General features: G+C 38.4%; 19 protein-coding genes and 2 pseudogenes. 17 read left to right on the top strand and 4 right to left on the bottom strand.

The annotated features are described in order from the left end of the window. The first annotated feature begins 446 nt into the window (after window positions 1–446). Complete coding sequence (locus MKX65_RS11190; protein WP_340903656.1) at window positions 447–2,162, top strand: carboxylesterase family protein; 1,716 nt, start codon at window positions 447–449, stop codon at window positions 2,160–2,162. 158 nt (window positions 2,163–2,320) lie between these two features. Here the strand turns inward: MKX65_RS11190 and MKX65_RS11185 are convergent, their stop codons facing one another. Next, entirely contained in the window at window positions 2,321–3,463 is a 1,143-nt protein-coding gene (locus MKX65_RS11185) for a helix-turn-helix transcriptional regulator (RefSeq protein WP_340903655.1), read from the bottom strand. Then, the gene (locus MKX65_RS11180) at window positions 3,426–3,908 is read right to left on the bottom strand and encodes a hypothetical protein (RefSeq protein WP_340903654.1); all 483 of its coding nucleotides are present in this window, start codon (window positions 3,906–3,908) and stop codon (window positions 3,426–3,428) included. Before MKX65_RS11180 ends, MKX65_RS11185 begins: the two co-directional genes overlap by 38 nt. Before the next feature lie 188 nt (window positions 3,909–4,096). On the opposite strand from MKX65_RS11180, the gene MKX65_RS11175 reads away from it, so the two are divergent. From MKX65_RS11175 to MKX65_RS11125, 12 genes are all read left to right on the top strand, one after another. Next, window positions 4,097–5,530 (top strand): MFS transporter, encoded by a 1,434-nt coding sequence (locus MKX65_RS11175; RefSeq protein WP_340903653.1) that lies wholly within the window; start codon window positions 4,097–4,099, stop codon window positions 5,528–5,530. A 22-nt stretch (window positions 5,531–5,552) separates the two neighbouring features. Further along, window positions 5,553–6,338: an SDR family oxidoreductase gene (locus tag MKX65_RS11170; RefSeq protein WP_340903652.1), complete on the top strand. Its 786-nt coding sequence runs from the start codon at window positions 5,553–5,555 to the stop codon at window positions 6,336–6,338. Window positions 6,339–6,349: 11 nt separating this feature from the next. Further along, window positions 6,350–7,393, top strand: coding sequence for a zinc-dependent alcohol dehydrogenase (locus tag MKX65_RS11165; RefSeq protein WP_340903651.1), 1,044 nt, complete (start codon window positions 6,350–6,352; stop codon window positions 7,391–7,393). A gap of 25 nt (window positions 7,394–7,418) precedes the next feature. Further along, a complete protein-coding gene (locus tag MKX65_RS11160) occupies window positions 7,419–7,604 on the top strand; it encodes a hypothetical protein (protein WP_340903650.1) in 186 nt (61 codons plus the stop codon). A gap of 122 nt (window positions 7,605–7,726) precedes the next feature. Then, window positions 7,727–8,842 (top strand): IS4 family transposase, encoded by a 1,116-nt coding sequence (locus MKX65_RS11155; protein WP_160549960.1) that lies wholly within the window; start codon window positions 7,727–7,729, stop codon window positions 8,840–8,842. 151 nt (window positions 8,843–8,993) lie between these two features. Further along, complete coding sequence (locus tag MKX65_RS11150; RefSeq protein ID WP_340903649.1) at window positions 8,994–9,701, top strand: transketolase; 708 nt, start codon at window positions 8,994–8,996, stop codon at window positions 9,699–9,701. 3 nt (window positions 9,702–9,704) lie between these two features. Continuing rightward, window positions 9,705–10,673 (top strand): transketolase C-terminal domain-containing protein, encoded by a 969-nt coding sequence (locus MKX65_RS11145; RefSeq protein ID WP_160548078.1) that lies wholly within the window; start codon window positions 9,705–9,707, stop codon window positions 10,671–10,673. Between the two features lie 25 nt (window positions 10,674–10,698). Then, window positions 10,699–10,836 (top strand): GapA-binding peptide SR1P, encoded by a 138-nt coding sequence (locus tag MKX65_RS27075; protein ID WP_160548077.1) that lies wholly within the window; start codon window positions 10,699–10,701, stop codon window positions 10,834–10,836. 101 nt (window positions 10,837–10,937) lie between these two features. Then, window positions 10,938–12,398 (top strand): aldehyde dehydrogenase family protein, encoded by a 1,461-nt coding sequence (locus tag MKX65_RS11140; RefSeq protein WP_160548076.1) that lies wholly within the window; start codon window positions 10,938–10,940, stop codon window positions 12,396–12,398. Between the two features lie 590 nt (window positions 12,399–12,988). Further along, window positions 12,989–14,860 carry a DNA methyltransferase gene (locus tag MKX65_RS11135; protein ID WP_160548075.1) on the top strand — a complete coding sequence of 624 codons (1,872 nt, stop codon included), beginning with the start codon at window positions 12,989–12,991 and terminating at the stop codon, window positions 14,858–14,860. Between the two features lie 11 nt (window positions 14,861–14,871). Continuing rightward, the gene (locus MKX65_RS11130) at window positions 14,872–17,838 is read left to right on the top strand and encodes a restriction endonuclease (protein WP_160548074.1); all 2,967 of its coding nucleotides are present in this window, start codon (window positions 14,872–14,874) and stop codon (window positions 17,836–17,838) included. A 24-nt stretch (window positions 17,839–17,862) separates the two neighbouring features. Further along, the gene (locus MKX65_RS11125) at window positions 17,863–18,084 is read left to right on the top strand and encodes a PC4/YdbC family ssDNA-binding protein (RefSeq protein WP_160548073.1); all 222 of its coding nucleotides are present in this window, start codon (window positions 17,863–17,865) and stop codon (window positions 18,082–18,084) included. Window positions 18,085–18,129: 45 nt separating this feature from the next. Here MKX65_RS11125 and helD read toward each other — a convergent pair. After that, window positions 18,130–20,447: pseudogene (gene helD / locus MKX65_RS11120) on the bottom strand (RNA polymerase recycling motor HelD). A gap of 277 nt (window positions 20,448–20,724) precedes the next feature. Between helD and MKX65_RS11115 the strand changes: the two are divergent. The 3 genes from MKX65_RS11115 (at window position 20,725) to MKX65_RS11105 (ending at window position 23,413) form a co-directional block, all read left to right on the top strand. Further along, window positions 20,725–21,279, top strand: a complete 555-nt coding sequence (locus MKX65_RS11115) for a type II toxin-antitoxin system HicB family antitoxin (protein WP_340903645.1) — start codon at window positions 20,725–20,727, stop codon at window positions 21,277–21,279. A 397-nt stretch (window positions 21,280–21,676) separates the two neighbouring features. Continuing rightward, on the top strand, window positions 21,677–22,678 hold the full coding sequence (locus tag MKX65_RS11110; protein WP_340903644.1) for a macro domain-containing protein: 1,002 nt from the start codon (window positions 21,677–21,679) through the stop codon (window positions 22,676–22,678). A gap of 81 nt (window positions 22,679–22,759) precedes the next feature. Next, window positions 22,760–23,413 (top strand): vWA domain-containing protein, encoded by a 654-nt coding sequence (locus MKX65_RS11105; RefSeq protein ID WP_340903641.1) that lies wholly within the window; start codon window positions 22,760–22,762, stop codon window positions 23,411–23,413. Window positions 23,414–23,497: 84 nt separating this feature from the next. Here the strand turns inward: MKX65_RS11105 and MKX65_RS11100 are convergent. Continuing rightward, window positions 23,498–24,378 (bottom strand): annotated as a pseudogene (locus MKX65_RS11100) (LysR family transcriptional regulator). Window positions 24,379–24,518: 140 nt separating this feature from the next. Here MKX65_RS11100 and MKX65_RS11095 point away from each other — a divergent pair. Continuing rightward, on the top strand, window positions 24,519–25,724 hold the full coding sequence (locus tag MKX65_RS11095; protein WP_340906221.1) for an acetyl-CoA C-acetyltransferase: 1,206 nt from the start codon (window positions 24,519–24,521) through the stop codon (window positions 25,722–25,724). The last annotated feature ends 1 nt before the right edge of the window (window position 25,725 follow it).

The raw sequence follows: 25,725 nt of genomic DNA, 5'->3' as shown, positions 1-25,725 counted from the left end.
AGCTATAAATGCTTGATTCATGGGAAACCTTTCCAATTTCTTACTTCAATCACATGTTATTAAATTAGCCAAGCAACTTCTTTTTATGCAAAAAAACAGTAAAGTAATGGATCATTTAATTGCAAAAAATACATTGGAGACATTAAATTTCTATAAATTCAAACAAATCAAAAAATGTAAGCGTTGACAAATATTAGTAAATTTAGTAGATTTATATTGAAATCTATATCATTCAAAGGAATGTTACCTCTTTTGGGCATAACCTGAACAGATTTGAATCTATTTCTTGATTCATTCTGTTTGGGTTTTTTGTTTTTAAAAAGAATGGAAGTGAGGTGTTAAATATACATAGAACTTGTCCTATTCGGTAGTAACACACCTTTTGAGTGATCAAGATTTTAATATGTTTCATTTCTTAAAAAATTTCTTGAAGGAGTGAGGTAATAGTGAAAAGAGTCGTTAAATACTTATTGGCTTTAATGCTCGCAGTTGGTTTAGTAGGTAGTAATGTTTCAGCAGCATCTTTAAATTCTACTAATGAAAGGACACAAGTTTCATCCTCTCAATCTTATAAAAAAGGAATCACTCAAGAAACAACATACGGAAATGTAAAAGGATATGTGAATGTCGAGGAAAATGCCTTGGTTTGGAAGGGAATTCCATACGCAAAAGCCCCAGTTGAAGATTTGAGATGGAAAGCTCCAGAAGACCCATCTCCATTTGAAGGTACCTTTGATGCCACAAAGCCTGGCAACATTGCCATTCAGTCTTCTGCTCAAGGCATTATAGGAAGCGAGGATAGTCTAAATATAGACATTTATCGACCAAATACCAATAAAAAGAATCTCCCTGTGTTATTTTTCATTCATGGAGGTAATAATCAAACCGGAACAGCCCAAGAAATTACAGGTGAGGCCTTTGTCAATGACTTAGATGCTATATTTGTTTCAGTCAATTACCGACTTGGACCATTAGGATTTAATCCTCTTCCAGCCCTAAATACAGGTAACGACTTAGAGGACTCAGGAAACTATACGCTACTAGATATTGCTAAATCCCTTGATTGGGTTAAGGAGAATATCAAAAGCTTTGGTGGAAATCCCAACAACGTGACCATTTCTGGATTTTCTGCTGGAGGCAGAGATGTCATGGCAGCGTTAGCTTCTCCTATCTTTGAAGGGAAATTTCAAAAGGCCATTGCCTTCAGTGGCGGAATGACAATGGCCGATCAAAATGATAGTGTGAAAGTGTTCGCGAAAGCCATTGCTCCATTAGTTGTACAAGATGGGAAAAAATCGACAGAAGAAGAAGCCTATCAATGGCTACAGACGGATGATGAGGAAGTAAGAAAGTATCTCTATTCTTTATCCGCTGAGAGATTAAGTAGATTAATGAGTAATGCAGCCATTCGAATGAGTGTTTTCCCTCATTTGTATAATGATGGGGTCGTTCTTCCAAAAGAAAAATTTGATACAAAGAATTATAATTCGGTTCCTTTAATCATGTTGACTGGTGCATCGGAATTCTCTTTCTTTGCTTATGGAGACCCGTATTTTGCAGGTAGTGTACTAGACAAAACCAAGTATGCTGAATACGTTTTTGCTAAGAAATTTGGAAGTAAGCTATACGGTTTGTTTAACACTCAGGAATCAGCTGAAAAAATGTATGACAACTATAAAGCGCCAATATATACTGTTGAAATGCCTTTTGGAGAAGAACTGACGAAAACAACGGATATGTCTCTTTTTGGTTCATTCCATGGAGTCTTTGTTCCTCTTCTAGATAGTAATAATAAAACGTACCTATCTATGATGAAGGAATCGTATAGTCTAGAAGGAGCAAAAGAACTAAGCAGTCAGTTCAAAGAATATTTAGCTAACTTCCTTCATAAAGGCACCCCTAATGGCAAAAAATTAACCGAATGGAACCCATGGACTAAAAAGAAGCCTGCTAGTTTAATATTAACTGCAAATGAGACAAATGCTATTGCAAAAATGTCTAGAGTTTCAACGAATAAAATAGATGTGATCGATGAGATAGAAAAAGATACTTCTATATCTTCAGAGGCAAAGAAAAAGATCATTAGTGAAGTGTTGAATGGACGTTGGTTCAGTGCGGAGCTAGATGAATACTATGGAAATAAGAGCTTGTGGGTTGAATAGTTTCTAATTTAATCAAGTGAAATGTAGCACAGGTCATTATAACGACCTGTGCTATGTTAGTTCGTAGGCTAAGTAATAATAGAACACAATGAACGTTTGAGTATTGTGAATTGGGCGTCGCTTATATACACCTAACTCATTTAAGTACGAACATGTAATTAAACATATTCGCCTTTTGCAAATTGTTTTTTGTATTGCATAGGTGTAAGACCGGTTATTTTCTTAAATGTTTTTGAGAAATGTTTTACTTCAAAAAATCCTACATTTATTCCAATATTAGAAACTAGTTCGTTACTTGATTCAATCATCTCTTTTGCTTTTTGAATACGAAATGTAATTAAGTATTTTCTAGGGTTAATCCCCATTTCTTTCGTAAAAATTTGACTAAAATAGGAGAGATTCAATTTAAGATGTTCTGCAATCATGTTTATCGAAATGTCTTCAGTGTAATGATCGTGTATAAAATCTATTGCTTGAAGAACTAGCGGATTTTTAATCATATATCGATTAGAAATTTCTCCTCGTAACAGATGAATAGACTCTATGAGGTTCGTATATTTTTGTTCAATGGATGAATAGACCAGCTCTTGTGGCGAATTGTTTTCGATGAGGCGATTTTTATATAAATTTCCGAATCTTTCAAGTAAGGCTGCGGATATCGTTGTTTGACAATAATAGTAGATATTATAGCTACAACTAGGTTTGATCATGTTCAAAAAAAGATCTTCTAGCAATAATTCTAATCTTGGATCGGTGATATTATGGTCAATCAGTTCTTTTATTTGTTGTAAATAATCGTCTATTTTTATGTGGTCAACTTTTTTCCTAGAAGTTTCAATTAGTTCAGGTGTCAGAAACTCTGCTTCTCTGCAAAAGAAGTTGTATATTTTTAAACGGTGGTACGATTCATAGGCGAGTCTGATATCTTCAATCGTTTTAATGAAAGAACTTCTATAACGAAACGCTGTTTTACAGTTTAAGACAGCATTTAACTTCTTCATTAATTCTCCCTGTTTTTGAATACGGGTGGCTTCACTATTAGAAGGTATGTCATTAATAATCAAACAAAGATGTGTCGGAGTAATATAAAAGACTTCGCCACCATTATAATTATCCAGGACGAACTGACATTCTTCACAAAGTTTTTCTCCTACATAGTAATAGATGTTTTTGTTTAAATCATGATCAACATACTCAATCTCCGCTAAATTCCACAAACATAAGAAGAAGCCACTATCATTTAGTTGTAAAGAAGCTTGTTTTTTATAATTCCTGTTTCGTAACCCCACGCAAAATATCATTCATATACTCTGTCTTTTCTAATTTTTTTAAACGAGAGCTCATGATGGAATTCGTTCTTGAGTTTTCTCCGATATAACTAAAGTAACAATTATAATCTTTCTCAAGAGCGGTAGAAAAAAAGTATTTTAGTTTATCAAGTAAATCAAAATCATCATATGTAGTTGTAAAATAGGTGATTTCATCATCTGAGATCGTTTCAAATGCAAAAAGAAGGGGAGATATATTTGCCTCTGCTAAATCAGCAAAAAAGTTTTGAGCATGATATATGGGTGTTCTAAGTTGGAACATGACTATATCTGCTTTCAATTCTATCATTTTATCGATAAGTCTTTCATAGGAAACAGAATTGTAAACGATTTCAAAATCATCGCTGTGAAATGGTGCAGATGCATATAATAATCCTTGTATCTTTTCTTCTGTATATATAACCATTTTTTTTGCCATCGTAATACACCTCCCAAATCGTTCTGAAACTCTTATTAATACCATTATAATGTTGTCTTTTAAATTCAGCAAATTCAGAAAAGTAGAAAAAACAACACTTATTTCTAAAAAAAACACGATTTTTATGAAAGCGTATTCATTATAATTTAAAATAAGAAAGTTGCTTCAAACAAAAAAGGGGGGTAACGATGGAACAAAACGTAACTGTTTATAAACCGGAGGAAACATTAGTAGATTCAAAGGGGTATATTAAAACAAGTCCAAAACCAGGTTTTTACAAGCTAGATAGAAAAGAAATCATGGGGTATTCATTAGTCGATTTTGCAATGAATCTAGTATTTCAGGCAGTACTTATGTTTATTACTTTTTACTACACAGATGTTTATGGCCTGACAGCTGTCGAAGTCTCATTGATGTTCCTATTATCAAGATTTTGGGATATGATCAACGATCCAATGATGGGGGCTATAACGGAGCGGTTGAAACCTAAAAAGGGGAAATATAGACCTTATATATTATGGGGTGCTATCCCGTTTGCTTTAATGGCGATTTTAACCTATACCGTTCCAGACATGGGTCATGCAGGTAAGCTAGTGTGGGCCTATGTAACGTATAACTTACTTAATATGTTATTCACATTCATTATCCAGCCATACATTTCATTAACAACGGTTATGACAGCAGATCCACAAGAAAGAACAAAATTGAACTCAATTCGCATGATGTTCGCGCAAGGTGGCGGAGTGGTGGTTGCATTGTTCATTCCGATTTTATCCGCTTATTTTGGGAAAGAGGACCAAGCTACAGGTTATCAAATAACCGTTATTCTCTTATCGATTATTACTGCAGCGATTTTAATCTACAGTTATACGACCATTAAAGAACGGATTGAATCAACTTCCCATCTTGATCCTGTCAAGATAAAGGACATTTTCATCCAGTTAACGACAAACCGTCCAAGCATTATATTGTTTCTTTTATTCCTGGGAGTCTATGGATATAATACGGTTGCTTCAGCCTCAGGTATTTATTATATGACCTATAACGCAGAACGCACCGATCTCATTGGGTTATTTTCATTATTAAATGTATTGCCTTCGGTTATTGCTGTTCCATTTGTGCCCTTACTTGTTCGAAAAATAAAAAAGAAAAATACTGTCGCTTTAGGGTTGACGATTGCAGCACTTGGTTCATTAGCACTTTACTTTATTCCTGTATCAGCCATTACACTGATGATGGTTGCAAAGGGAGTGGCGTCATTTGGCTACGGAATTTTAATGGGGATTTTATGGTCCATCATTCCTGATGCTGTTGAATATGCAGAATATAACACAGGTAAACGCTATCCAGCGATTGTATACACGACAATTGGCCTTGGTTTAAAAGCATCAATGACCATTGGTGGAGTCATTCCGACTTGGGTATTAGCAAGTGTAGGGTATGTGCCGAACGTTGCACAATCTGCAGATGCGCTAGGTGGAATTCTATTCCTAGTTTCGGGATTACCAGCGATCATTTGTTTTGTTACACTAGTGATCTTTATGGTGTTTTATAACTTAACAGAAGAGCGTGTCGAACAAATCATGGATGAGTTGGCTATTCGAAATGGAGCAAAGAATTAATAGTTTAGGAGGAATTAGTGCTTTGGAAAATAATTTAAACGATTTTTCACTGGATGCCTTTTCATTGAAGGGAAAAGTTGCCATAGTCACAGGTGCAAATCAAGGGCTTGGAATGGCATATGCAGTAGCTTTTGCAAAAGCAGGGGCTGATTTATATATCCCACATTTTACAGATCATGTGTCAGAAGTAAAAGAATTAATCGAAGCAACAGGTCAAAAAGTTGCATTTATCCAGGGAGATTTAACAGATAAGTCTTATGTCCAAAAAGTGGTAGAAGGATGCATCAATGAGTATGGGAAAATTGATATTCTCGTAAATAATGCTGGTGTTGGAATATTTGCAGATTTTATGGATTATCCCGACCATTTGTGGGAAAAAGTCATGGATGTCAACTTAAACGCAGTGTATTACTTGAGTCATCTCGTTGTGAAGGAAATGGCTAAACAACGTTCAGGAAAAATAATCAATATTGCTTCTGCACTTGCTTTTACGGCTGATAAAAAATGTCCACCTTATACAACAAGTAAGCATGCCATTGTCGGGTTGACCAAAGTATTTGCGAATGAAGCAGGTCAGTATAATATCCAAACAAATGCCATTGCACCAGGGTTTCTAGAAACAGAAATGACAAAAGGATTTCAGGAAGATCAAGCATTCTACACGAAGATTGAAGATCGTATACCAGTGGGACGTTGGGGAGTATCATCAGATTTAATGGGTACAGCAGTATTTCTTGCCAGCAGTGCTTCTAATTATATCAATGGCTGGACGATTAATGTAGATGGCGGATTTGCCACAACACTCTAGGAGGGAACATATTGAAAACAATTGCCGCAGTAAAGATCGGCCGATTAAATGATCCGAATGAGGAAACACGAGGAGCGGTAGAAGTCATTGATTTTCCTGAGCAACAGCTTGGGGCAGAAGATGTCAAAATTCAAGTGGCATACTGCTCCATTTGTGGGTCTGACCCACATCTTGTGGAAGGCGTGTTTGGATGGGAGCCTCCATTTGGACTTGGTCATGAAGTATCTGGAGTTGTTGTAGAACTTGGACCAAAAGCGACGAAAAAGGGACTGAAAGTAGGAGACAGGGTAGCAGGGAACTTTTTAAAGTTTTGTGGAACCTGTTACTACTGTTTAGACGGTCGAGAGCAATTTTGTGAAAACGTACATGATTACAACAGACCAGGTATGTCTGAATACATCGTTTGGCACGAGTCACAGGTGTGGAAAGTACCTGATACTGTCTCTCTTGAAGAAGCATGCTTACTTGAACCCATTTCAATTGCTGTACGAATTGTTGATAAAGCAAATATGAGAGTAGGACAGCGTGTGGCCATTTCAGGTGGCGGTCCAATCGGCTTATTAACGCTACAGGTACTAAAAAGATTTGGTGCAACATCACTTACATTGATTGAACCAATTGAAGATCGACGAAATCTAGCAAAATCATTCGGAGCGGAGCATGTCATCAATCCGCTTGAAGAGGATGTTAGAGAAGTAGCAAATACCATTACAGATGGACGGGGTTTTGATATCGTCATAGAAGCATCAGGTTCTCCGCGTGCAGCAAATGTAGCGACAGAGATTGCATCAAGAGGGGGCACCGTTTTATATATTGCAATGTTCCCAAAGGATTACGAAATGCCTCTAAACCTTTATAAAAAATGCTATGAACAAGAATTAACCATTTCGGGTACTTTTGTCGCACCTTATGCGTTCCCACGTGCGATCCAATTGATGCCTCATCTTGATTTAGAGCCTTTTACACAAAAAATCTTCCCGCTTGAACGCGGAGTAGAAGCTTTCGAAGCTCATATGAGTGGGAAATATCCAAAAGTACTAATTAAGTGTAATTAATAGAAAGTAAAAAGGAGAGAAAATGATGAATAGTACTGTAAATGAATGGACGATTCAAGAACTGGAAAACAAAGCAATTGATATTCGTAAAGATTTATGTACCTTTATTTATCGAATCGGCATCGCAGGTCATTTAGGTGGAGAATTGTCAATGATTGATATGGCGGTGGCCCTTTATTATAAATATATGAATTCACTAGTGTTGCACTAATTTAATTTCAATATTAAAAAGACTCAAAATCTTCACTAATTTTATTTTGTGCAAAGAAAAAGTCCTTTATAATGGATAAGTCAGGTGGTAACCCGTCCAAATCCACTAAAAAGGACACACGCATGGACAAGATTACACGAAAAACTTCATTTGGGCAATGGTTTTCAGCCATGAATCTTCAATTAATTGAAGATCAGGTGAAAATCAAGAAATTAGACTATTATACAAAAAAGTTAAGGACAGAGTCCTTCCTGAAACTGCTGCTCTTTGCGCAGCTAGTTGAAGTCGAGAGCCTGCACGCTCTTGGTGATTGTCTTTTTGACGAACAGCTTCAAAAGGGAATTGAACTAGATTCGATCAGTATTTCTCAGTTATCTCGACGGTTAAACAGCTTAAATCCAGATCTGTTTCAACTTCTTTTCCTCGATTTAGTGGGGCGGATTCACGCCAAAACCCACTATACAAAACTGGTTATGCCTTTGAAAATCATTGATTCGAGTACATTGCCACTTAATTTGACGAATCATCGGTGGGCAAAATTTCGGAAAACTAAAGCAGGCGTAAAGTTACATCTTCGTCTTGTCTTCATGGAAAAGGGATCTTCCTATCCGGAAAAAGCCGTCATCACCAAAGCCAGTGAACATGACCGAGGTCAGTTGGAGGTTCTGGTCGATGACAAAGAATGCATGTATGTGTTTGACAGAGGATATCTGGACTACGAGCGCTTTGACCGTATGACGGATGATGGATACTTTTTTCTCTCTAGACTACGCAAAAACGCTGTGATCCGAGAAGTCAGTGATTTTCCATTACCTGATGATTCATCTGTTTTGTCTGATCAAATGGTGTTGCTCGGAAGCACACAAAACCGTACAGAGAATTACTTCCGTCTTCTAAAAGTGGCTGATTCAAAAGGGAATCTGCTTCACCTCATCACAAACCGTTTTGATTTGAGCGCAGAAGAAATTTCAGAGATGTACAAGGCCCGCTGGGCCATTGAACTTTTTTTCAAATGGATCAAGCAGCACTTAAACATCAAAAAGTTCTACGGCCAAAGCGAGTGGGCGATACAGAATCAGGTGTTCATCGCGTTAATCGTCTATTGTCTCAATGTTCTCGCGCAGATCGAGACGGACAGCAAGAGGAAAATTCTGCAGATTAGCCGATATTTAAAGGCAGCATTGTGGAAGCCGGCTACGATCTGGATTCGAAAAATAGAAGGAAAGGCTGTTCCTTAATCAGCCAAACTGTCGGTGTCACCTCAGTCTAATTGTAAAATAATTTCCAAATGGATAGAGCCACCTTTGTATGGGTATTTCCTTTTTTGGCTCCAAATAAGGAAAATAATTAAACTGAAAATTTAAATATTATTCATGCAACACTAGTGATATGAATTATGATCCGAAAAATCCAGAAATGCCTGAACGTGACCGACTTATTTTAAGTAAAGGACATTGTGCAGAAGCACTATTTACCATTTATCAAGATATGGGTATGTACACAATGGATTATATGGTTGATCATTTTGAAACACTAGAGACAGCGAAATTCAGTATGCATCCAAATCGAAAATATGTGGATGCAATCGAAGCATCTACTGGTTCACTAGGTCATGGGATGCCAATAGCGACAGGATTGGCCCTTGGTGCAAGGATGTCAAATGAAAACTGGCGGACATTCTGTATTATCGGTGATGGTGAACTTCAAGAGGGAACGAACTGGGAAGCATTTATGACCGCAGGACATTATCAACTTGGTAATCTAGTAGCGATTATTGATAAAAATGACCTGCAAATGTCCGGTCCTACGAATCTAACAAATTCCATTGATCCACTGGATGAGAAAATGAGAGCGTTTGGCTGGGAAGTGATTGAGGTGAATGGAAATGATATGGGTGAAGTTTGTGTGGCGCTAGAATCACTTCCTCCATCTGATCCACATATTCGAAGAAAACCCATTTGTATTATCTCAAATACAACAAAGGGTAAAGGCGTATCGTTTATGGAAAATGTCGTAGGTTGGCATGCAGGGGTTTTGAACAAAGAAGATTTGGAAAAGGCAATAGAATCTATCGAAAACACAAGAAAGGTGAGATAAATTATGGCTGTAGAAGTGAGCTTAAACTTTGACCAAATATTATCATCTGCACGTGAGGTATATGGAACGGAATTGAGAAAAATGGCTGACGAAGGAATGGACTTTGCGTTTGTTTGTTCAGACAACGTGGCTCCATCTTCTGAAGTCGGAAAATTAATGAAAGCGTACCCAGACCGTTGTATCAATGTTGGAATTGCTGAAGCCAATCAGGTTGGGTTGTCTGCAGGTCTTGCGTTATCAGGAAAAGTAGTTTTTACACAAGTATTTGGACCATTTTTACCCCTTCGTGCAGCAGACCAAATTCATGCAGATATTGCTTATAACGATGTCCCCGTTCGTTTAATCGGAACCCATGCGGGCGTAACGTCAGGTGGAGGACCGACTCATAATGCGATAGCAGATCTTTCGTTTTACCGTGCAGTTCCCAATTTAACTGTTGTTTGCCCGGCGGATGCCAATCAATGTGCGAAAGTGGTTAGACAGTCAATGAATTATCCAGGACCAATGATTATCCGTATCGCCCGAGGTGCTGAGCCAGATGTATATGCGGATAATGATTACGAATTTGAATTTGGTAAATCCATTACCATTAAAGAAGGTTCAGACTTAACATTAATCGGTACAGGAAGCGCAGTGTACTGGTCATTGAAAGCAGCACAAAAATTAGAACAGAACGGAATTTACGCTAGAGTGATAGATATGCATACCATTAAACCGTTTGATGAAGAAGCCGTTCTTAAGGCAGCAAATGAAACGGGATGTGTCATTACGGTTGAAGACCAAAGTATCAATGGAGGTCTCGGAGGGGCAGTAGCGGAAATCATTGCGGAATCAAATATTCCTACTAAGTTTAAGCGCATTGGGTTACCAGATGAATTCGCGGTATTAGGTGAGCCAAATGATGTTTACAAATACTATGGCATGGATCCAGAGGGTATTGCGAAAACAGTACGTGAGTTTTTAAATCGGTAATTAATAGTGAAAGGGGAATGACCAAATGACACAACTTGTTTGTCAACAATGTGAACAGGTAATCGATTTTATATCCTCAGAGAAGTGCAGCATAATATATGGTCACTGTACTAGTTGTAGTCATGAAAATAGAGATATTGAAGAAGAATTATCAGAAACGTAGATTGTGAGGAGCCGACAAGACATCCTATTTTTATCTTGTCGGCTTATTTTTGCACTTGGTCGGAAGGATTACAATGAAATGTATACGGAGGGAGAAAAGCTATGCAACAGTATGAATTGTTAACTAAAAGTTATATTAACGGAGAATGGGTGAGTGGCGACAGTGGACGTGTATATAAAGATTTGAACCCGTATGACAACTCGGTTATTGCTGAAGTGAATATTGCATCTAAAGAACAGATGGAACAAGCATTTGAAACCGCTGCTGCAGCGCAAAAAGAATGGGCAAAATCAAATGTGGAAGAGAGAAAAGCAGTTGTAGAAAAAGCAATTGCTTACTTAAAAGAAAATCGAGAAGAGATTGTTCAGCTCATCAGTCGTGAAACAGGGGGAACCCTTTTAAAAGCGAATGTTGAACTTCATCTTACAATTGAAGTAATGGAAGAAGCCCTTCATTATACTGATGAAGCATGTGCTGTACGTGAAGTCTCCACTGGTGTAGAAGGAAAAGTAAATCGTATTTATCGATTACCTTTGGGTGTCATTTTATCTATTTCACCATTTAATTTCCCAATGAACTTATCAATGAGAACAATCGTACCAGCAATTGTCCTTGGTAATGCGGTAGTTCATAAACCGGATATTCAAGTCGGTCTAGTCGGTGGTGTTGTACTAGCAAAAGCATTTGAACAAGCGGGACTTCCTGCTGGAGTTTTTAATATGCTATTAACAGATGTTGAGGAGATGGGTGACGATATGTTGACTCATCCCATTCCACAATTAATTAGCTTTACGGGTTCAACAGCAGTGGGGCGTCATATTGGTGGAATTGCTGGCCGAAATTTAAAACGGGTGGCACTTGAACTAGGTGGTAACAGTCCATTTGTTGTGTTATCTGATGCCAACGTGGACCAGGCCGTTAATGCAGCGATATTTGGGAAATACATTCATCAAGGACAAATTTGTATGATTATTAACCGGATTATTGTGCATAAAGACCAGTATGAATCTTTTGTTTCAAAATTTGTAGAGCGAACAAAAGAATTGACTACAGGTAATCCGCTGGATCCAAGTACAATCATTGGACCACTTATTAATGAACGTCAGCTCGAAAAAGCGCTAGGTTACATAGAGGAAGCGAAAAAAGAAGGAGTAACCGTAGCCCTTGAAGGAAGACGTGAAGGTAATGTACTAACACCTTCTATTTTTATAGACGTAAAGAATGATGGGGAACTAGCTCAGAAAGAATTATTTGGACCGATTGCACTCATTATTAAAGCTGAAAGCGATGAAGAAGCGATTGAAATGGCAAATGATACTCAAGCCGGTTTAAGCTCGGCTATATTTACAAGTGATCTTGTAAAAGGGGAACAGTATGCCCTTCAGATAGATGCAGGAATGACACATATTAACGATCAAACCGTCAATGATGCACCCAATATTCCATTCGGTGGTAACAAATCAAGTGGAATGGGTCGCTTTGGAAACCCATGGGTAGTCGATGAATTTACAACAATGAAATGGGTATCTGTCCAAACAAAAGAAAGGAAATACGCTTTTTAATAGTAGATAATTCAAAGTAATGTTACATCTTTTGGGCATAAACTGAACAGATTTGAACCCACTTCTTGGTTCATTCTGTTCAGTTTTTTTGTTTTATAAAAAGAATTGAAGTGAGGTGTAAGGACTCGGTGCCATTAGTCTTCACAACTCCCATGATTGCTTCATACGAATTCTACAAAATAGATTTATCTGTTAAAATTCAGCTAAAATAAGAATGATGAACTAACACAAACATTTCAATCCTTCTATGGGAGAAAGAATGATTTAATCCATGAATTAGAACCGTTTTTAGTTGGTCTATAAAGTGAAGATACCGTAAGTCAGAATGGGATAAATATCAATGGTTAACAGGCTTTAATGAAATGGTAAAATAGAAGATGCTCCTCCAGCTATCATATCTTTAAGGAATATACGGGGTGCATTATATATATTGTTGTTAAAAACATGAAAAAGAAGATACCCTTAGAACATATCGGTAGTTGCTCAAGCCAAGCGGGAAAAATAAATGAATAAACGAATTGCCTTGCAGGTTGAGGCAAATAAGCTTAAAAGTGTAAAACGGGCATTAATGGAAAGGGAGTAATAGCTTCATGGACAATAAACTGAGTGGGGAATCCACAGATCTTACTAAGAGAAATCTTGAACGGTTAAAAGAATTATTTCCAGAGGTGTTAACAGATGGAGATAAAATCGACTTTGATCAGTTAAAGACCGTACTAGGAGAAGCCGTAGAGGACAAGAGTGAACGCTATCAGTTCACTTGGCATGGGAAGAAACAAACGATTTTGGGAGCACAAAAACCATCGAAAGGGACTTTAAGACCAGACCCTGAGAAAAGTAAAGGCTTTGATTCAACAGAGAATTTATACATAGAGGGAGATAACTTGGAGGTATTGAAGCTTTTACAAAAATCGTATAATGGGAAGATTAAGATGATTTATATTGATCCTCCGTATAATACGGGAAAAGACTTTGTTTATAAAGATAACTTCAGAGATGGTGTTCAAAATTATTTAGAGCAAACACGTCAAATAGATGCAGAGGGCAATCGCCTGACTACCAATACGGAAAGTAATGGTCGGTTTCATACAGACTGGTTAAATATGATGTATGCACGATTGAAACTTGCTCGTAACGTACTCACGGATGATGGAGTTATTTTTATTAGCATTGATGATAGTGAACAAGAAAAATTAAAAATGATTTGTAATGAAATTTTTGGTGAAGGGAATTTTATTGCTCAAATCATTTGGGAAAGATCGTTTGCACCGATCAATTTAAAGAAGCATTTCTCTGAATCTCATGATTTCATTTTATGTTATGCAAAAGACAGGAATCAATTAATCTGTAACGGGTTGCCTCAAACCGAAGAATTGCTTGCGAGGTATAAGAATCCAGATCATGATCCGAGAGGTCCATGGCAGAGCGATAACTTCTCTGTTGGTCCAGCGATTGAAGAAAAAAGATATGAAATTACCACACCAGGGGGAAGAAAAATCTACCCGCCGGATGGTCGCTGTTGGCTTCTTACAAAAGAAAGATATCAGGAATTTCTCGCTGACAATCGAATTTGGTTTGGAGAAGACGGGAATAATGTTCCCCGTGTTAAAAGATTTTTGTCTGAAGTGAAATCGACTGTCACGCCAATGACGATTTGGAAACATGAAGAGGTGGGACACTCTCAAAGCGCTAGTCAAGCACTTAAGAAATTATTTAATGAAAAATCTTATTTTACATATCCGAAGCCAGTCGATTTGATTAAACGATTACTATTGCTCTATACCAATTCAGATTCCATTGTATTAGATTTCTTTTCAGGTTCGGCAACGACCGCCCACGCGGTGATGCAGCTAAATGCAGAGGATGGTGGCAACCGGAAGTTTATTATGGTCCAGTTACCAGAACTTCTAGAAGAGAAATCAGAAGCTTATAAAGATGGTTATCGAACGATATGTGATATAGGGGAAGAACGTATTCGTCGTGCTGGTGAGAAAATCAAACAAGAATCTGCTGGTATAGATCCAGAGAGTCTCGATATTGGATTTAAAGTACTAAGATTAAGTTCATCCAATATTAGAGAGTGGAATACAGATTTTGAAAATATTGAAGATGAGTTAGATTTATTTGAATCTCCGTTTATGGATGAGAGATCTGAGTTAGATATTGTGTATGAAATAATGCTGAAACATGGCTTAGAGCTCACCTATCAAATCGAAGTATTCGAAGTGAACGGAAAGAATGTGTATGACATTGCTTTTGGCAACTTATTTATTTGTCTGGCCGACCATATTGATACAAGGGTTGCCCAATCCATTATTGATAAACGGAACGAGTATGGAATTGAAACCAGTAGTGTCGTATTTAGTGATGCTGGCTTTGGTGGGAATGATTCAGAAAAGTTGAATTGTATGGAATTGTTAAAGGATGCAGGTTATCCAGAAGATAATCTGTTGACGATTTAGAGGTGAGTGGAATGAAGATCCAATTTGATGAGCTTAGTTACCAGAGTGATGCGATTAACTCCATTATCAATGCATTCGATGGTCAACAAGTACGGAAATCTGAATTTACCATTATGGATCAAGATGCACAAGGAAAGTTATTTGGTGATAAGGGGATCGGAAATAAGATTGATTTATCCGTAAGCAAATTATTACAAAATGTACAGCAGATTCAAATTGAGCAAGGAATTCCCATTTCAGAGTCCATTCCGATGCCCACTCCACAGTTTAATATCGAAATGGAAACAGGAACAGGAAAAACCTTTGTCTATTTAAAATCCATTCTTGAACTCAACAGAAAGTATGGGTTTACCAAGTTTATTATTGTCGTCCCTTCGGTTGCGATCAAAGAAGGGGTAATGAAATCGATTGGTATCACCAAAGATTATTTTAAATCACAAATGCAGGGTATTGTGTATCGGGCATTTATGTATGATAGTAAAAACCTCAATCATGTACAGGCCTTTGCAACAAATGAGGATATCGAAATCATGATTATTAATATTCAGTCATTTAACAGCAATGATAATATTTTTAATCGTACGGACATGGATGCTTTATACGGAATTTCACCGAAAGAATTAGTTAGTGAAACGAATCCTATCGTGATTATTGATGAACCTCAAAGTGTCGATAACACGGAAAATGCGCAACAAGCGATTGCAGCACTAAACCCTTCAATCGTCTTTCGTTTTTCAGCAACGCATAAAAATAAGAGCTATCCTTTGCTCTATAAACTTGGTCCGGTAGAAGCCTATCAGCAAAAGCTGGTAAAACAAATAGAAGTGGCAGGAATCAAAAAATCAATTGACGGCAACGAAGCATACATGATGTTGAAGGGAATCAAATCGACAAAAGCTTCGATTACAGCCACCATTGAGATGCTTGTCAAAAACAAAACTTCGATTGAGAAAAAAGAAATCAAGCTTAAAAAAGACGATGATCTCTACTTGAAGTCCAAACGGATTGCCGCTTACGAACAAGTCGGCTTTGTAAAAGATATCTCTGCTGAACCCGGAAATGAATATATCGAGTTCTCAGGAAATCCGTCCATCATCCGATTGAGTGAAGTGCTAGAGAATGATCTGTATTTGAAACGTGGACAAATTCGAAAAACCATTGAAGAGCACCTAAATAAGGAACTGAAGCTGAATCCACTCGGGATTAAGGTATTGAGTCTCTTCTTTTTAGATAATGTATCAAGTTATCGTCAGTATGATGAAAATAATAAAGTGGTCAATGGAGAATATGCAACCATCTTTGAAGAAGAGTATGAAGATGTGATTTCCTCGGAGAAATATAAAGTGTTGCGCGACCGTCATATTCCAGTTTCAGAAATTCATGATGGGTATTTTTCGGTTGATAAAGGCCGCTATAAAAATACAAATGGTTCAAGTCAAGCGGATGAGAGTACGTACCAAATCATTATGAAAGATAAAGAGGATTTGCTTACTTTTTATGACGAGTCAAAGGGAAATGTTAAAAAAGCTCATAAGCTACGCTTTATTTTCTCTCACTCCGCATTAAAAGAAGGTTGGGATAATCCTAACGTGTTTCAAATCTGTACACTGATTGAGACAAGAGATACCATTACGAAACGACAAAAGATCGGACGTGGTTTACGGATTGCGGTGAATCAAAACGGGGAACGTATGCCAGGGTTTGATGTTAACACGCTAACCATTATGGCTAATGAAAGTTACGACGAATTTGCCAAAGGGCTTCAGCAAGAATACGAGGAAGAAGGCGTTGATTTCGGGCTGTTTACAGCGGATATATTTAGCTCCTTAGTCGTTGAAGTGGACGAAGAAACAGGATTTAAAACGCCACTTGGCCATGAAAAATCAAAAGAACTGGTGGGGTATTTGAAAGACCAAAACTTCGTAGATGCCAAAAATAAAGGGACGGAAAGCTTGGCGAAAGCGATAAAAGACGGTTCTTTTGATATTCCGGAGAGCTTTAAAGAAATGGCAGTGGATATGAAAGAGAAGATTATTGCGGCCATTGGGCAAAAGTTCAATGTGGATAAGATTGAAATTAAAGACAATGCCAAAAAAGTTTCGGTTAAATTAAATAAGGAAGCTCTTGCTGGTCCATTTTTAGAGCTGTGGGAGCGAATCAAGTATAAAACCAGTTACTCGATTCAATTGAATTCGAAGGCTTTTATAGAACAAGCGGCAAGTAAATTAAGTGATGAACTAGAAATTCGAATGGTAAAGCTTGAATACGAGCGTCATCGATTAGAAACAACGGGGGCAGGGATTGAAACAATTGTTGAAGAGCAAACACCATTCGCGATGTCTGAAAACCAGTACAAAAAAGCTCCTGACATTTTGACTTTTCTACAGAATGAAACAAAGTTAACACGTAAGACATTAATTGCCATCCTAAAACAAAGTGATACGTTGCGTGATTTTAAACGAAACCCACAAACGTATATGATGGAAACCGCTCGTATCATTAATTCCGCCAAACGATTAGCTATGGTTGATGGAATTAAATATGAGAAATTGCCACATGGTGAAGTGTATGAACAATCCTTATTTGTACAAGAAGATATTGAGAGCTATACGGATTCAATCGTTCGTGTGCATGACAATCGCTCTCCATATGACCATGTTGTGGTGGATTCAAATGTAGAAAGAGACTTTGCACAGGCTTGTGAAACCGATAAAAACGTAAAATTTTACATCAAACTTCCACAAGAGTTTAAAATCAAAACTCCGTTAGGAAGATATAACCCTGACTGGGCACTATCTTTGGAGCAAGAAGGAACGGACAAGCTCTATTTTATTGTTGAAACGAAAGGCAGCACGTCAGCGGAAGGTGTACGTACGACAGAAATGGCGAAAATTCGGTGCGGTGAAAAACATTTTGCGGCAATAGATACAGGGATTACCTTTAAACGAGCGAACGAACAGCGCTCCATATATTCTTGATTTTAAGAGGTGGGAGGTAAGAGGATGGCAGAAATTAAGTATGAAATTCAAGAAACAATCGGTTCGATTTCGCACTCTCCTAAAGGATGGTCAAAGGAGTTAAACCTGATTAGTTGGAATGGAAAAGCACCTAAGTACGACCTCCGCGAATGGGCTCCTGAACATGAGAAAATGGGTAAAGGTGTCACGTTAACGGTAGAGGAATTGAAAGAATTAAGAAATCTATTAAATGGGTTGGAATTATAAAGGGATAAGGCCGGCTATGTAAGCCGGCCTTATTACCTTTCAACCTCATGCTTGAACGAACGTTCCTTGCCTGTTATTTCGCAAGAATGGAGTTGGTTCACCTACACTGTAAAGCTGCAATTTATGCATGGCTCTCGTGCAGGCGGTGTAGAAAACTCTACGAAGACTCTCAACTCCGTAAACTTTCTCTGAAGCGTCATAAATAATGACCGCTTCGAATTCGATGCCTTTGGATAAATACGACGGAATAACAACCACTCCTTGTTCATATTCGATCGAGCCACTCCTTAAAAGCTTAATGCCGTCGATGTCGGACAAAGCTTCATAGGCACACTTACTTTCCTCAGCGGATTTGCATATGATCGCAATACTATTATAATGAAGACTTCTTAATGTGGCGACTTTGGAAACGATGGAGCGGTGCAGCTCTCTGTGATCAAGCACTTGTGTTAGCACGGGTAGTTCTCCGTCGCGTTCAAAAGGGATAATCTTATCACCATTAGGCACTAGATTACGGGTAAATTCGATGATCGGTTTGGTGGATCGGTAGCTTTTTGCCATATTGATGACTTCCGTTTCACTCTGTCCATATAAGTTGATAAGAGGATGGAAATCATTCATTTCTCTGGCATGGGCAAAAATTGCTTGGTTAAAGTCACCTAGCACAGTCATTTTTGCTGAAGGAAATAAACGCTTGAGAAACTCGAATTGAAACGGTGAATAATCCTGCGCCTCGTCAACAAGTACGTGCTTGATCGAGCCGTTTGAATGAAAGCCAAGAATCAGCTCTTGCATGAGTAAGAACGGGGTAGCATCTTCGTACGTTAATTTGCCTTCATCAAGCCTTTCGATCGTCGTTTGGCAAATCTCCGCCCACTCGGCGGGTGTTTCGCCGTCAATCCACTGATGGATTTCTTCAGGATCCGCAAAAAGCTGTCTACAAAATACAACGCCCGAACGCGTTTTCGCAACGGCTTCCATTTCTGGTGAACAATCAATCGGGCCAATGCGTCCGGCTCGATTTCATAATCGACCATTTCTTCCCTTGTGAATCCTCGTTTTTTCGCTAAGAAGGTATGTGCCTTATGGTATTCCTCATTACTTAGCAACTCGATTTCCTCCTGAACCCATGACTTCGTTCGTTCATCTTTTTCGGCTTTATTGATTAGCTTCACGAGCCAATCCTTTAATCTTTCAATCCTGTTTGGGAAGTGCAGGGAGGTATCGGTATGATAAAACCTGTCTGAAATTTGTTGAGCGGTCACAATCGGCCTTCCTCTAAACATAATGTCCTTGAATACCATGCCAGATAATTCCAGAGATTTTCTGTAGGAATGTAGCGCTTCAAAGAAAAGAAGAGATGCTTTGAAGCGGATGCTCGCTACCCTTGATTGGTACGAAGGGGTATTTGTGGCCGTTAACACATATTCCAATTGCTCGTAGGGATTTTCAATGTGAAACTCTTTACTTAGTCGGTGGTCCAAGTATTCCTGAAAGGTGACTTGTTGCATATTTTCTTCGCCAAGTTCCGGTAGCACATTGGACACGTAACTATTAAACATGGAATTAGGGGAAAATAGAATAATTTGATCCGCATTCAGATGATCTCGATATTTGTAGAGCAAATAAGCAATCCGCTGTAGGGCAGCTGATGTCTTGCCACTTCCAGCTGCACCGTGAACGATAAGCAGTCTTCCACGATCATGACGGATGATTCGATTTTGCTCCTGTTGAATGGTGGCTACGATATTGTGCATATGTTTGTCCGTTCCATTTCCTAATACCTGCTGTAAAACCTCATCTCCAATGGTGAGACTTGTATCAAACATCGATTGAAGAACGCCACCACGGATTAAATATTGCCACTTTTTCTCCAAAATGCCTTGAATCGTACCTCCAGGTGTAACATACTGAGCCGGGCCGGGCTGGTAATCGTAATAGATACTCGAGACTGGTGCTCTCCAGTCATAAATAAGGAAATACTCGCCACTTTCATCTGTAAGAGTAGAGATTCCGATATAGATATGCTCCTGAGTGGGATTTCCTTCTTCCAGGAAATCAATTCGGCCGAAGTAGGGAACCTCTTTCATTCGGCGCAGTGTAGTCAATCTCTTGGAAGCATGTTTGTGGCTGCTTTGACTTACCGAAAGAGCCTGTGCCTCTTGTCTCAACCCAATGATGGTTTCAAGAAAATCGTCAAAGGTATCAAGATTCACCTTGATTTCATCCCAAAAGTGTTTGCGGATATGAACGACTTCGTTCCGATGCTGAGTTGTTTCTTCCTCCAATTTGCTGATGTGATCCTTAATCACTTGCATGACACTTTCCACTCGTTTTTGCTCCTGCTGTAACGCTGAATTCATAGGCAAACACTCCTTAAAAAATAAATAATGGGGGTTGACGAACGAAAGAGTTATGTTGTATAATTAAAGTAGGGAAAATATACAAAATTTTAATTTTACAATGTGTATCTATATAAATTTACCATAAGATCTTTCGTTTTTCAATGGATCGGACGTATTTTTATAGTGAAACAGAGTAGTATTTTACGTTTTGACGTGAATACTACTCTTTTTTTCTACGAAGCAGTTTCAGGAAAGATTTAATATCAAGAAAAATATAAGAAGAAGTAAAGGGTTGGTGACTATCATTAATTGCGAAAAATTTGTTTATCCAGCATTTATACAACAGGACGATGACGGAGTGTTTGGTGTTTATTTCCCCACTTTGTTTTCTGAAGCTGGTTGGGACTTTCCTTTATCTCGAGGAGAAACCAAACGGCAAGCGATAAAAAACGCAAAAAAAGATTTGGCTTACTCTTTGGCAGGCATTTTATATGATAATGAAGATCTTCCTGAACCCGTTCCTATTCAAAGTAAACACCTATCCAAAGGAATGGAATTAATCGATATAGAGACTTCCTTTGAACCGTATGCAGACGAAATCCAGGAACATTTAAAAGGGCGTCATTGGCATATTGGCTATTACGTTGAAGAACAGAGTGAATATATAGAAGCGATTGGGTTTAAAAATGACCAAGGGATGTGGGATATCTTTTTTGAGGATTTTTCTAAGGAAGAGGAGAATCCTGAGTATCCGGAAAAAACGTTGCTTTTTACAGTCAAGACACATTCCGAAGCAGAGGAGAAATTTTATCATTTTGTTGAAGAGGTGTTTCTAAGGGGCCGTGCTTAGATAATTTTAAACGAACACGTCTTGGCAGGTGTTCGTTTTTTATTCACAATAGCAAAGGATAAAGGCATAATGCTTTAAAATCGGAAAGGGTAATTAGTTCATATTATCTATGTTTGGACCTGTAATTGTCGATGTATGAATTTACAGTCAAAAACGAACCAATCAAGAATAATATTATTCCTGTAATACTAGTAGGATACAAGAGTTCCCACATATAAACCCCTCCTTGTTTATATCGTATTAAGATTCTTTATTATTTAAAATCATATCATGTTGAGATATAATTAACAACATAAAAAGAGTGTATTCCTTGTTTTCAGTCAAAGAAAATACCTATGAAAATTAAGCTCTACATAGTGAGATATTTTAAGTCTTAAAATGAAAGGAGACTACATTCATGCCATTAGAAATCATCCGCCATGATCTGACAAAGATGAAGGTAGATGCGATTGTAAATGCTGCGAATACGGAATTAAGAATGGGCGGTGGTGTTTGTGGGGCTATTTTCCAAGCGGCTGGTGTGAAGGAGCTAACACATGCTTGTGAAAAGATTGGACGCTGTCCGGTTGGTCAGGCTGTCATTACAGATGGATTTCATTTGCCTGCCAAATACATCATACATACACCTGGCCCCATTTGGAAGGATGGCTCACATCAAGAATCAGAACTCCTGAAGAACTCATACGAGCACTCTTTAATGCTAGCTAAGAAAAATCAATGTAAGTCTATCGCCTTCCCACTAATTTCGACGGGAATCTATGGATTTCCAAAAGAAGAGGCCTTACAAATTGCCGTTTCTACGATAAGTCATTTTCTTTTACACAATGACATGCTTGTTTATTTAGTTGTGTTCGATCAAGCCTCATTTGGTTTAAGTCAAAAGCTTTTCTCCTCAATCTATGAATATATTGATGAACACTATGTTGAGGAAGTAGAACTTACGTTTCATCGCCGACAAGACCGATTTATGACGGAAGATTTGCAAGAGATTCACACTATTCCAGAAGATGGTTACGAAATAAAGAGTGAGCTTAACCTAGTAGATCTAGTAGAGGAACTCGATGAGTCATTCTCAGAACGTCTGCTTCGGCTGATTGACGAAAAAGGTATGACAGATGTGGAGACCTACCGAAGGGCGAATGTGGATCGTCGCTTGTTCTCAAAAATTCGAAATAAACTAGATTACACGCCTACAAAGAAAACAGCCCTTGCCTTTGCCATTGCTTTACATCTAGATGTACACGAAACCAACGATTTGCTGTCTGCAGCCGGATATACTTTGTCGCGGAGCAGTAAATTAGATGTAATTATTGAATTTTTCATTCAACAAGGCAAGTATAATATTCACGAAATCAATGAGGCATTATTTGCTTTTGATCAACCATTATTAGGTGCGTAAATGTCGCTTTTGAAGCGACCTTTTCTTTTTCCAATCTTGATATCCTACATGTATAAATAAAGGAAGTGGAGGATTTCAAGAATGAAAAAGAATGTAACAGAAGTGGTGTTTATCCTAGATAAAAGTGGTTCCATGGCTGGACTCGAAAAGGATACAATCGGTGGCTATAATTCCATGCTAAACAAACAGAAAAAAGCAGAAGGGGAAGCTTTTGTTACGACGATATTATTCAACCATCAGTATGAACTCCTACATGATCGAATCAACGTAAAAGGCATCTCTTCTATTACGGAGCGTGACTATGAGGTAGCAGGGACAACGGCCTTACTGGATGCAATTGGATTTTCTATCCAAAAAATCGTGAATGTACAAAAACACACAAGTGCAGATGAGCGAGCGAATCAAGTCCTATTCGTCATTACCACCGATGGAATGGAAAATGCTAGTCGTGAATTTACTCCTGAAAAAATCAAGAAAATGATTACACATCAAAAAGAGAAATATGGATGGGAATTTATGTTTCTAGGGGCAAATATTGATGCCATCGCAACCGCCGAACAGTTTGGAATTGAACAAGACTTCGCGGTAGAATACCATGCCGACAACAAGGGAACACAATTAAATTATGAAATGGTAAGTGAGGCTGTAATAAAACTTCGTAGCGGGAAGAAAATCGACCGAAGTTGGAAAGAGGGGATTGAGCGGGATTATCAGGGGCGTTTGAGAAAAGACTAGTTCCCCACTAAGTCCCGTTAACATGTGGGCAGATTCTACGCGTGGAAAGCTCGAATGATTTCGAGCTTTTTTCCGTTCGTTTGGTTATGTGTTTTCTTTTTCATTTACAACCTTCAATAGAGCCCTTACGGCGAAAGATTGATATCTGTCTTTTTTCGTGATAAATCCAAGCTCCCACATCGGTGGAGAGGTTAATTTAATCATTTGAATAGTGTTGTGATCCATTTTTCTATAGATGGATTTTGGTAGTAATGTAATACCCAGCTCCGCTCCAACCAGCTCCGTAATTAAATCGCACTGTGAACTTTCATGAGCGATGTTTGGTTGAAAGCCCGCTTTCTGACATTCTTGGATCACTAGTTCGTGCAAGGCGAATTCCCGATTAAACACAATAAAATTCTCTTCGGCTAGTTGTTGAAGGCTGACCTCTTTTAACGTGGCAAGATGATGCTTGGTACTTGTATACAACATGAACTCTTCTTTGATAAACGGAGTAATATCGAATTTACTATCGTCCGTGGGAAAAACAATGATGCCTACATCGACTTGACCTTCCTCTACTAATTGTTCAATTCGTTTGGCTCCTCGTTCAATTAATTCTAAAGAGACCTGTGGATATTGCTGTTTACAGGTTTTCGCTATTTCTGGGAAAAAAAGAGTTCCAATTAAAGGGGGAATCCCAATCTTAATTTCCCGGTTGGCAGGTTGATTAAATCATCTAACAAGCAGGAAAGTTCATCTGTGGCTCCTAATATTTTTCTAGCTTGCTGAAGGACAATTTCTCCGGTGTCAGTCAACATTAATGATCGTGTCGAACGTTCAAATAGTTCTACGTTGAGTTCTAATTCTAATTTTTTTATTGATTTGCTTAATGTTGGCTGTGAGAGATAGGTGCTTGCCGCTGCTTTCGTAAAGCTTCCATAATAAGCTACTTCGGTAAAATATCGTAGATCCTTTAATTCCACCATCATCCCCACTTTATTCTATTTTGGAATAAATCATATAACTATTATTCATTTTACTCATAAGTGAGAATGCTGTAAATTTAAAATAAATAATAAATGGAAAAATTCTGATTAATTGGTAGAAGGGGAGGCGCAGATGGATAGATAACAACAACGAGGTTGTAATTGTAAGCGCTTTAAGGACGCCGATCGGTCAATTTGGTGGTAGTTTAAAAAACGTTAGTGCGGTCCAATTAGGTTCTCAGGTGATCAAAGCGGTTCTTGACCAGGTGGGAGTTCGAGGGGAACAAATCGATGAAGTGATCATGGGGAATGTGCTTCAAGCAGGACTGGGCCAGAACCCAGCTCGACAGTCAGCTATTCTTGCAGGGCTTCCTGAGCATGTGTCTGCTTTTACGTTAAATAAAGTGTGTGGATCAGGATTAAAGGCGGTCCATTTAGCAACTCAAGCGATTTTAACAGGAGATTCCGAAATCGTGGTGGCTGGCGGAATGGAAAATATGAGTCAAGCACCTTACTTATCTATGGAAGCAAGAGACGGATTCCGAATGGGAGATAAAAAGCTGATAGACAGTATGATTCATGATGGTTTGTGGTGTGCGTTTAATGATTATCATATGGGAATTACAGCAGAAAATCTTTGTGACCAATATGAATTGACGCGTCAAGAGCAAGATGAATTTGCCGCCTGGAGTCAAGAAAAAGCAGTAAAAGCCATACACGAAGGGAAATTCAAGGATGAAATAGTCGCTGTTGAAATACCGCAACGTAAAGGAGAGCCCATTATTTTTGATACGGACGAATACGTGAAGCGGGGAACCACAGTAGAGAAACTAGGTAAGCTAAGGGCGGCATTTAAAAAGGATGGTCGTGTAACGGCAGGGAATGCTTCAGGAATTAATGATGGAGCTGCTGCGGTTCTCATGATGAGTCTTCGTAAGGCGAGAGAACTTGGTATTAAACCACTAGTTACGATTCGTGCTAATGCCAGTGCCGCAGTAGACCCAAGTGTGATGGGAATCGGTCCAGTTCCAGCCACGAAAAAAGCCTTGCGTAAAGCAGGTCTTAGCATCAATGACCTAGATTTAATTGAAGCCAATGAAGCATTTGCGGCACAGGCGCTTGCAGTTGGAAAAGAGCTTCAATTTTCAAAGAATCAAATCAATGTAAATGGTGGAGCCATTGCCTTAGGACACCCAATTGGAGCCAGTGGGGCAAGAATTCTTACGACCTTGATTCATGAATTAAAAAGAAGAAACGGAAAATATGGCTTAGCGACGTTATGCATCGGTGGTGGCCAGGGAGTTTCAACGATTATAGAAAACTATGAAAAAGAGGTGCAATGAC

It is taken from the genome of Robertmurraya sp. FSL R5-0851 (assembly GCF_038002965.1).
Taxonomy (GTDB): domain Bacteria; phylum Bacillota; class Bacilli; order Bacillales; family Cytobacillaceae; genus Robertmurraya_A; species Robertmurraya_A beringensis.
This window is presented reverse-complemented; position numbering and strand designations above follow the sequence as displayed.